Here is a 9,333-nt window from a genome sequence, read left to right as displayed (position 1 = left end):
CAATACGTTTAATTTCGGCCTGCTCTTTATCACTAAAGTAATCATGCAGTTGCTGGGCAAGTTGCGGGTTATCTAGCACATCGTTGTGCACTTTATATACTTGAGTAATACGTTTAGTTTCAAGCGCAATAAGCTGTTTTTCGGCTAAGTAGTCAAGCGCTGCTACCACGCGTTTTCGCTCCACCTGCGCCGCTTGCGTGAGGCTGTCAAAATTAAGCGTGCCCCAGATTTTTTTAAACGTGGTATGGTTAAATATTTGCGTTAAAAACGCTTGGCGCTGCGCGTCAAACTGACTCAGTAACTCGGTTTTATCGACCAAAAACTTATATTTAAAATCGGCGTAGTAAGCATACTGCGGCGTAATTGCCCCTTGTATTTCTAACTGCACTAACAAGGTTTTAAGTGCTAACTGGCGAATATTACTGTCGCTGGAAAGGCTATATTCTTGCATTTCCCATTGTTGCTGCAGCTGATGTTGACGAATATCGTTAATTACATACTCAATACCGCTCAGCTCAGGCGTGTCGCCATAAACAAAGTTTTCTACTGTGTTTAAGCCATCTAAATTGGCTAAGGTATAACAGTTTGAGGGCTTGCCATCGCGCCCAGCACGGCCAATTTCTTGGCTGTAGTTTTCGATTGATTTGGGTAAATCGTAATGAATAACAAAACGTATGTCGGCTTTATCGACCCCCATGCCAAAGGCAATGGTGGCCACCACTACATTTATTTTACCACTCATAAAATCGTCTTGAATTTGCCCGCGTAGCGTATCGTCAAGCCCAGCATGATACGCCACCGCTTGCAGCCCTTGCTCACTGAGCACCTTCGCCACTTGCTCGGCGCTTTGCTGCAGCGTGACATACACAATACCCGGGCCTTGCTGGGCGCGCACAATATTAGTCAGCGCTGTGTTTTTATCTGCGGTTTTAACACTCAATACAGTTAAATCGAGGTTACTGCGGTAAAAGCCGGTTTGGACTATGCACGCGGGGTCAATAGCAAAGCGCTCGGCCATATCGCGTTTTACTTTTTTAGTGGCGGTGGCGGTCAGCAGCAACACCAACGGAATATTCAGCTCTTCACGATAACGCGGCAGCTTTAAGTAATCGGGTCTAAAGTTATGCCCCCACTCCGAAATACAGTGCGCTTCATCAACCACTAACATCGACAGCGCTACTTGGCTGATAAACTCTCTAAAGCGCTCATTTTTAAAGCGTTCCACCGACACCATCAGCACCTTTACTTTGCCACTGCGCACATCGTTCATCACGGTGGTGCTTTGCAGTTGGTCTTGGCTCGAATCGAGGCTGGCAGCATAAATGCCTTTGCTATTTAAAAAGCTAATTTGATCTTTCATCAGCGCCAATAGCGGCGACACCACTAAGGTTAAATGCGGTAAATGTAACGCCGTTAACTGATAACACAATGACTTACCAGAGCCGGTAGGAAATATTGCCAACGACGATTGGCCATTTAACAGTTGCTCAATGGTTTGCTGTTGCCCAGTACGGAAGTGGTTAAAGCCAAAGTGTTGCTCAAGTGATTGAAGAAGCGAAAGGCTCATATAAAGTTCCTTTTTTGCCGGCTCAGGCTGATAACTCAGTTATTGCCTGTAGATGAAATAATTGCAACCCAGTATACAGCATTCAGCGGCTTTTTTTGCTGACAGATGCATTATTTAGGCGCAAAATAGTGTTCGCTAACGCACTGCAACGTTTGCCAAAATAATTTAGCAATACCCAAATAACCTTCTAAAAATCACAATACAGATTATTTGGGTATATTATTTTTAAGGGCAACACAATGGAAATAACTACTCCTAGAATCGTGGTAATTGGCGGGGGTGCTGGCGGATTAGAGCTTGCAACGCAATTAGGACATAAACTCGGTAAGAAAAAACACGCAGATATTTTATTAATCGATAAAAATCGTACTCACATTTGGAAACCGTTACTCCACGAAGTCGCAACGGGCTCAATTGACCCCGATTTAGATGGTGTGGTGTACAGTGCTCATGCTGCTAAACATCATTACCGCTTTCAACTGGGCACCTTTTGTAACATAAATCAAAACAATAAAACCATTACCCTAGCGCCACTTTACGACGAAGTGGGTCACACTGTATTACCCGAGCGCAGTGTACGCTACGACTACCTAGTCATTGCCATTGGCAGTGTAAGTAACGACTTTAATACCCCCGGCATTAAACAGCATTGCTACCTTTTAGACTCGGCCCAACAAGCAGAACGTTTTCAACACGCCCTTCTCGACAGCTTTACCCGCTTGCACCAAGACGACAACCAACAACAATCGTTAAATATTGCCATTGTCGGTGGCGGGGCCACCGGGGTGGAGTTATCGGCCGAGCTGTATCATGTTTCTGAACTGTTAAAGCTATACGGTTTAACCAATATGTCGTCGAAGCGCTTACATATTCATTTAATTGAAGCGGGAGCGCGTATTTTACCCGCGCTGCCCGAGCGCATTGCCGTGAGTGCTAAGCGCGAACTGCTTAAATTAGGCGTTAACGTACGCGAGCACACTCAAGTAAAACAGGCCACCGAGCAGGGCTTTATCACCCAAGACGACGAACAAATCAATGCCGATATTATGGTGTGGGCCGCAGGCGTTAAAGCCCCCGACTTTATTAAAGACTTAGCCCTGTTTGAGCTTACTCGCAGCAACCAAATACACGTTAACCAGTATTTACAAAGCAGCGTTGATGACAGCATTTTTGTGTTAGGCGATTGCTGTGCGTTTATGCAAGCCGATGGTAAACAAGTACCGCCACGTGCCCAATCGGCGCACCAAATGGCGCAATGTATTGAAAAAAATATTATTGCAACGTTAAAACAACAACCGCTGAGCGCCTTTAAATACAGCGATCATGGCTCTTTGGTTAACTTATCGCGCTACAGCACAGTGGGTAATTTAATGGGTAACTTAACCAGCAACAGCTTTTTTATTGAAGGTAAAATAGCCCGCTTTATGTATATTTCACTGTATCGCATGCATCAGCGCGCCATTCACGGCAGCGCAAAAACCTTTGCCTTGTGGATCAGCGAAAAAGTACTGCGCGTGGTGCGCCCCAAAATGAAACTGCATTAAATGATAAAGAGCAGGTTTCAGGTTTCAGCTTATAGGTTTCAGGCAGAGACGAGCCAAGCGCAGTGGTGAAAAGCAGGTTCGAGGCGACACTAAAACCTAATACCTAATACCTAGAACCTGATACCTAGAACCTAGCACCTAGAACCTAGAACCTAGAACCTAATAACTATTTTAGCTATCAGGAAAACACTAACCAAGCGCTGTTACTTTGTAGCGCACTATTTGCTGCCATTAACAGTTAATTGACCATCGTATCAACTATATAAAGGGGATCGCAATGACAGCGAAAACGCTGATTTTTAATTTTGATGGCACCGGTGGAGAGCCCAGAGATGCCGAGCAATTTAGTGCTGAGCATTTTAAAGAAGACAGCAGTGTATCGAATATTGTTAAACTGCATCTATTATTAGGCGGCCAATTTCAAAGCGCCCCCAAAACGCCTTTTAGCAACCAACTCAGCTTTTATTACCAAGGAATTGGCACCAAGGGCAGCCGTTTAAAACGCTTATTAAATCAAACTCTGGCGCCACGTAATGACGATGTAGCCAGTATTTTAACAGCGGCTCGCAACGACTTTAACAACCACTATCAACCGGGCGATAGCGTGTTACTCACCGGCTTTAGCCGCGGTGCGGCCCTTGCTAGGCGCTTTGCTAAATTACTAGAGCCAGTGATTAGCAGCCAAGTTTACTTGTGTGTTTTCGACACCATCGCGTCTATTGGCTTATCTAAACTAAGAAAAGCCACCCGTGGTGCTGATCACGTTATTTTTGAAAACCACACCATAGCGCATAATGTTAGCCACGCGCTGCACTGCGTAGCCCTAGATGAAAAGCGCCGCGCATTTGAACCCACATTAATGAATCAGCAACAGAATATAACTGAAATCTGGTTTGCTGGAGCACACTCAGATATTGGTGGCGGCTATTACCGCGATGGACTGGCCGATATTTGCCTGCGTTATGCTATCGAATGGTTGCTCACACATCCGTTACGCATCACCCTATTAACCAGTCACGATATCGACTACAGTGCGTTATTCCCAGAAAATAATCTCATTGCCCAAGACGATATAACCATTACTCCCGATCCTTTGGCACTGAGTCATCAACAAAATTACTTTTGGTTTAACCCATTGTTTAAACTCATAGACAGAGAGTGTTATGTGTTAGTCGATAACGAGCCAAGCCCCCTTGAGCCTCTAGTGCATTACAGCGTGGCTGAGCGGATCAATACATTGACCAGTTACCGTCCTGAATCACTAAAAAACCAGCATTACAAAATAAGCTATAACGACGCTACACAATTGAGCTTTATCGGGTTAAGTGCCCATATTGAACTTGCTCAGCAAAATATCAGCGTGTTGGCCATAAACCAAAGCCACGATGTGATGGTGTACGCCAGCGAAGCTTACAACCAGAGCGGCCTGATGCTGGAGCAAGGAGCACGCTATCAATTTACCCCCTACCCAGATCAATACTGGTATGACGATGGTATCAAATGTAGCGCAAGCGGCTGGCAGCGCGACAACGTGCAGTTAGGCGCTAAAGAAATCCCCATCGCGTTGCTAGAGCCATTTCGACGCCAACCCAGCGCACAATGGTTTGCGCTTATCGGTGCCATCGGTAAAAGCGATGAGCAGTTATTTACCATAGCCGAGGGAGCAACGATAGACATAGCCAAATCGGGCGAATTTTGCCCGTTCGCCAACGACCTAAAACGCTTTTATGGCGCCAATGCCGGCAAAATTAAACTAAAAGTGACTAGAGTAGGATGAGAGCAGGCTTCAGGTTTCAGGCTATAGGTGTCAGGTAGGGATTAGCCAAGTGCGGTGATGAAAGCAGGTTCAAGGCGAAAGTGATAAGCTAATACCTAGAACCTCGTACCTAGAGCCTCGTACCTAGAACCTAGAGCCTCGAACCTAATAATTAAAAGCAAACGTGTTATTTGATCGCAGCTATTTAAGCGGCGATTAAATAACACTCTCGCCCTGCGTGTTTGTTGTTGCGTTTAAATGAGCCTTTGCCTTTTTTAGCTTTAACCACTTGCGGTTTAAACACTTTAGACGTAACCAGTGCGGCTAAGGCATTGTGTTTTATTACGCCACGGCCGGTGTCTACGGCGCCTTGAGTGGCCGTTTTTGCTTTAGATTTTTTACTCATCATTATTCCTATAATGTAATTACTCGCTGGTATTAGCAAGTACCTAAGAGATGGCGATTGTAGGCCTAATTTACAAGCTTGCAAGTGTTTTAAAACACTTTTATTAACTATTTTATCTCAATTTTACGGGCGCATTCCTCACCGCAAACGGATAAAAAAAGCGCAGCTATTAACTGCGCTTTTCATCACTTTAATACGCTGCTAGCGCTTAAAAGCTAAAGCTTAATTTTGCATAGTAGCTTCTGCCATCAAACCCATACGGTACCGCACGTAACGGGTATTTAAAGGCGCCATTAGATATAAAGTTTAGCACTTCATCATCGCCCAGCTCATCCGGTGTTTCATCAAAAATGTTGTCAACACCCACTGATACGCTAAACATTTCGTTAATCTCATAACCCACGTTTAAATCAACTAGCACAGCTGATTCAACCGTACTGGTAGGCTTAAATGATCCCGTTGGTGATAAAAACCCCGGTAGTGGAATATGGTCGTTACCAAAGTATTTTACATCGGTTTCGCCAAAGTAGTTAAAGCGCACCATGGCATTGTAGACATCGCGTTCGTAATCAAAGGTTAAGGTTGCGCGCTCTTTAGGTTGTCCATCGGTTAAGAAGCTGCTTTGAATAGGATCAAGTGCGACTTCGTCTGGAATACCCGGTGCTGCATTCACGTCGTCTACTTTGGTTTCGTTTAAGTTACCTGCAAAGGTCACGCCCACATTGGCACCATCAATATCGGTACGGTAAGACGCTATTACATCTACACCTTGCGTGGTTGAGTCTAACGAGTTTGAAAAGTAGTTTGCTTGTACCGCGCCGGTGGCTCTCAGTGCATCAACCGCTTCTTGGCTAAACGATACTTGCTCTTCCGAGAGTAAGCTCCCTAACGTAATGCGGTCTTTAATTTCTACGCGATAAAAATCAACCGTTAACGATAAGTCAGTGGTTACATCGTAAACAAAACCTGCGCTGTAGTTGGTTGAAGTTTCAAGTTCTAAGCTGGTTACCCCTAATGCCGCAGGGAAAGCCGAACCAGTAGTGGCAGTAAACGACTGGCTAAGTGTACCGTCTGAACCTAAGTTAGCGGTAAAAGCGGTGTAGCCACTTTGTTGTAAAGACGGTGCTCTAAAACCGGTCGATACCGCGCCGCGTACCGCAAAGTCATCATTAACTTCGTAACGGGTGGCTAGTTTACCAATTAACTCATCGCCTGCATCCGAGAAGTCTTCGTAGCGCAACGCACCACTCACGTTCCACGCATCACTAAGCATTGTTTCGGCATCAACATAAACCGCATAGCTGTCGCGATCTTTTGCGTTTGACGCTTCTGGGCGCAGCCCCGGGTATGCTTGAAAACCACATTCAGCAAACTGATCAGGGTCGTTAACCGATGGATACGAGGTGTCCATATTGGCTAAACCACACGCATAAGACGCTTCTTCACCCGGTACTATTTCATAGTTTTCTTTACGGTATTCTGCACCAAATGAAAGGTACAGTGGTTCACTACGGCCAATATCAACAATACCGCTAATATCAGCATTTAATGTTGTTTGATCAAAGCGAAAGCCGCCTGAATAACCAGCCGTTGGTCCAGCGTTAGCAACGATTTCAGCGTCACTGGCATTGGGGTTGCTATCAACATATTCTGCCGCGTACGAGGCATTTAAAGTGTTACGAGAGGTAAAGTCATACTGGTTTTCACCGTAAACGGCCGACACATCGTAAGTCCAATCTGGGTTGATCTCACCTCTTAAACCAAGCGCCAACGAAATATCTTGCGCTTCATTATAAATGCGCGGTAAAAAGCCGTCTGGGTATACTTGCGTGACGTTTTTTGATGCCTGATCAAAGTTACGGTAAAAGCCATTACCTAGTGCAGTACGCTCAGAGTAACCACCAAATGAGTAAAGCTCGTTATCACCCGCTACCGGCAGGGCCATATTATAAAATAGCGAGGTAAATTCACTGTCTGAATTACCTTGGCTCCAACGCACATTTTCTGACAATGTACCTGGTTCAACATCAACCGAACCGCCAATATCACGTTCCGCACGGTTAGTCGCTTTTGCATCGCGGTGCTCTAATGAAAAGTTAACAAAGCCGCCTTCATTACCTAACTCAAAGCCACGGTTTAAAGCTGCTGATATGGTTTCACCATCGCCTTCGCCCGTTTCACTGTATTGTACATAGCCGGTGGTAATACCGGTTGAGTTATTCAACGATAAGTTAATTACCCCAGCAATAGCATCAGAACCATATTGCGCTGCAGCGCCATCACGCAGTACTTCTACGCCTTTTAATGCCACCAATGGAATGGCATTCATATCGGTACCGGCAGAGCCACCCCCTACTGTACTTGTTAAACCAAAAATAGATTGGTTATGACGTCGCTTACCATTTACCAGTACTAAGGTTTGGTCCGGTTGTAAGCCACGTAACGTAGCAGGTCTAAATAAATCAGAGCCGTCAGATACTTGTGTACGCGAAAAGTTAAATGAAGGCGCGGTTGCTTGTAAGCTTTGCCCAAGCTCAGTAAAGCCGCCTTTGTTTAAATCGTCGGCGTCAATTAAATCAATAGGAGAAGAAGACTCGGTTGAAGTGCGGTTTGATACACGCGAACCAAGTACTGAAATTTGTTCAATGTTTTTAACAGCTTTAGTCGGTGTTTCTTGTGCGCTAACAATGCTTGGTGCGCTAAAGGCAAAAGCAACAGCAACTGCGAGTGTGTTTAAACGATATGTTGGCATAGTGACGACCCTGTTTAAGATGTTTTTGTAATTTATGCTGGGTTGCTAAAGTTGCAACCCTTAGCCAACATCCTAGCAACATACACAATCAAAAAGAAACAAAAAAGTATAAATAATTAGTCTTTGTATGCAATTAAAAGCCAAATATGAAAATTAACACCCTAAATAGCACAAAATTGCAGCAAAATGGCATTTTATTTCAAAAAACCATCAAGTTAACATAAAGTTCACATTGACCTTCAGCGCGCCAACTGTTTATTTTGCGTACAATAGCCGGTAATGCACCTTTACACCGTGTAATGCTAAGTTTACAAACTGGCTTGATACGGATTTTTCAGCTAAACAACAATCACTGATGCAAAGTTAGCCGCGCAATGCGGGGCAATAAGTTAGTCCTGCAAAGTCGCATACTCGCATTGCAATAAATTGTTTGTGCTTGAAGCGTATTAAATCTTTGTAGGGTGCACACCACATTTAAAAAATTATAACTAAAACAATAAAATGATTGATCTAAAAGCTGTGTATTTTCGTTACACTATGCGTTAATAACTACTACCTAATTATTTTGCTTGAAGGAGCACTACCGTGTCGCGATTTTCAGCCGTTACCGATAATCCCCACGACGGGCGTTTTAATCAAAAAACGGGCATATTACTGACTAACTTAGGCAGCCCTGACGCACCCACAGCATCCGCATTGCGCACCTATTTACGCGAGTTTTTATCCGATCCGCGCATAGTCGAAATACCGCGTATTGTGTGGATGATCATTCTGCACGGTATTATTTTACGTATTCGTCCTAAGCGCTCGGCTAAACTGTATAAAAGTATTTGGACCGAAAATGGCTCGCCGTTAACCCATATTACGCGCCAGCAAAGCATTAAATTAACTGCGCTACTAAAACAGCAAGGCTACAGTAATACCGAAGTGGTGATGGCCATGCGCTATGGTAATCCTTCTATCGAAGCCGGCCTTGAAGAGCTAAGAGACAAAGGCCTTACACGTATTATTGTGCTACCGCTTTATCCGCAGTATTCCAGCCCCACAACCGGCTCAACCTTTGATGCGGTGTCAAACGTATTGCGTAAGTGGCGCTGGGTCCCCGAGCTGCACTTTATTAACGGCTATCATAAAAATAGTCTGTACCTTGAATCGTTGGCTAATAGCATTAGTGAAGATTTAGCCAAACACGGTATGCCACAAAAACTGGTGTTTTCGTACCACGGTATGCCAAAACAATTTTTAGATCATGGCGACCCATACCACTGTCTATGTTTACAAACCACCCGTTTAGTGGTGGAAAAACTT

Annotated in this window: 6 protein-coding genes; 3 read left to right on the top strand and 3 right to left on the bottom strand. The window is 44.5% G+C overall.

Annotation, left to right across the window (positions count from 1 at the left end; genetic code table 11):
• On the bottom strand, window positions 1-1,567 hold a 1,567-nt coding region (locus ABYB02_RS11495; protein ID WP_372762591.1), incomplete at its 3' end, for an ATP-dependent DNA helicase RecQ.
• Between the two features lie 239 nt (window positions 1,568-1,806).
• On the opposite strand from ABYB02_RS11495, the gene ABYB02_RS11490 reads away from it, so the two are divergent.
• Both ABYB02_RS11490 and ABYB02_RS11485 read left to right on the top strand, forming a co-directional pair.
• Window positions 1,807-3,111 (top strand): NAD(P)/FAD-dependent oxidoreductase, encoded by a 1,305-nt coding sequence (locus ABYB02_RS11490; RefSeq protein ID WP_372762590.1) that lies wholly within the window; start codon window positions 1,807-1,809, stop codon window positions 3,109-3,111.
• A 277-nt stretch (window positions 3,112-3,388) separates the two neighbouring features.
• Complete coding sequence (locus ABYB02_RS11485) at window positions 3,389-4,888, top strand: phospholipase effector Tle1 domain-containing protein (RefSeq protein WP_372762589.1); 1,500 nt, start codon at window positions 3,389-3,391, stop codon at window positions 4,886-4,888.
• Window positions 4,889-5,072: 184 nt separating this feature from the next.
• Here the strand turns inward: ABYB02_RS11485 and arfA are convergent, their stop codons facing one another.
• Together arfA and ABYB02_RS11475 are read right to left on the bottom strand one after the other, a co-directional pair.
• Window positions 5,073-5,273: an alternative ribosome rescue factor ArfA gene (gene arfA, locus ABYB02_RS11480; RefSeq protein WP_372762588.1), complete on the bottom strand. Its 201-nt coding sequence runs from the start codon at window positions 5,271-5,273 to the stop codon at window positions 5,073-5,075.
• Window positions 5,274-5,481: 208 nt separating this feature from the next.
• Window positions 5,482-8,025 (bottom strand): TonB-dependent receptor plug domain-containing protein, encoded by a 2,544-nt coding sequence (locus tag ABYB02_RS11475; protein WP_372762587.1) that lies wholly within the window; start codon window positions 8,023-8,025, stop codon window positions 5,482-5,484.
• A gap of 585 nt (window positions 8,026-8,610) precedes the next feature.
• Between ABYB02_RS11475 and hemH the strand changes: the two genes are divergently transcribed.
• Window positions 8,611-9,333, top strand: a 723-nt coding sequence (hemH, locus tag ABYB02_RS11470; protein WP_372762586.1) for a ferrochelatase, incomplete at its 3' end; no start/stop codon positions are given.

Source organism: Pseudoalteromonas sp., from assembly GCF_041613455.1.
Lineage (GTDB): Bacteria > Pseudomonadota > Gammaproteobacteria > Enterobacterales > Alteromonadaceae > Pseudoalteromonas.
The sequence above is the reverse complement of the archived record's forward strand: the minus strand, read 5'-3'. Positions and strand labels throughout refer to the sequence as shown.

What these genes read in the sequence shown, in the direction of transcription:
- ABYB02_RS11490 (WP_372762590.1), top strand. Translation starts at nt 1,807, where the DNA reads ATGGAAATAACTACTCCTAGAATCGTGGTAATTGGCGGGGGTGCTGGC.
- ABYB02_RS11485 (WP_372762589.1), top strand. Translation starts at nt 3,389, where the DNA reads ATGACAGCGAAAACGCTGATTTTTAATTTTGATGGCACCGGTGGAGAG.
- arfA (WP_372762588.1), bottom strand. Translation starts at nt 5,273, where the DNA reads ATGAGTAAAAAATCTAAAGCAAAAACGGCCACTCAAGGCGCCGTAGAC.
- ABYB02_RS11475 (WP_372762587.1), bottom strand. Translation starts at nt 8,025, where the DNA reads ATGCCAACATATCGTTTAAACACACTCGCAGTTGCTGTTGCTTTTGCC.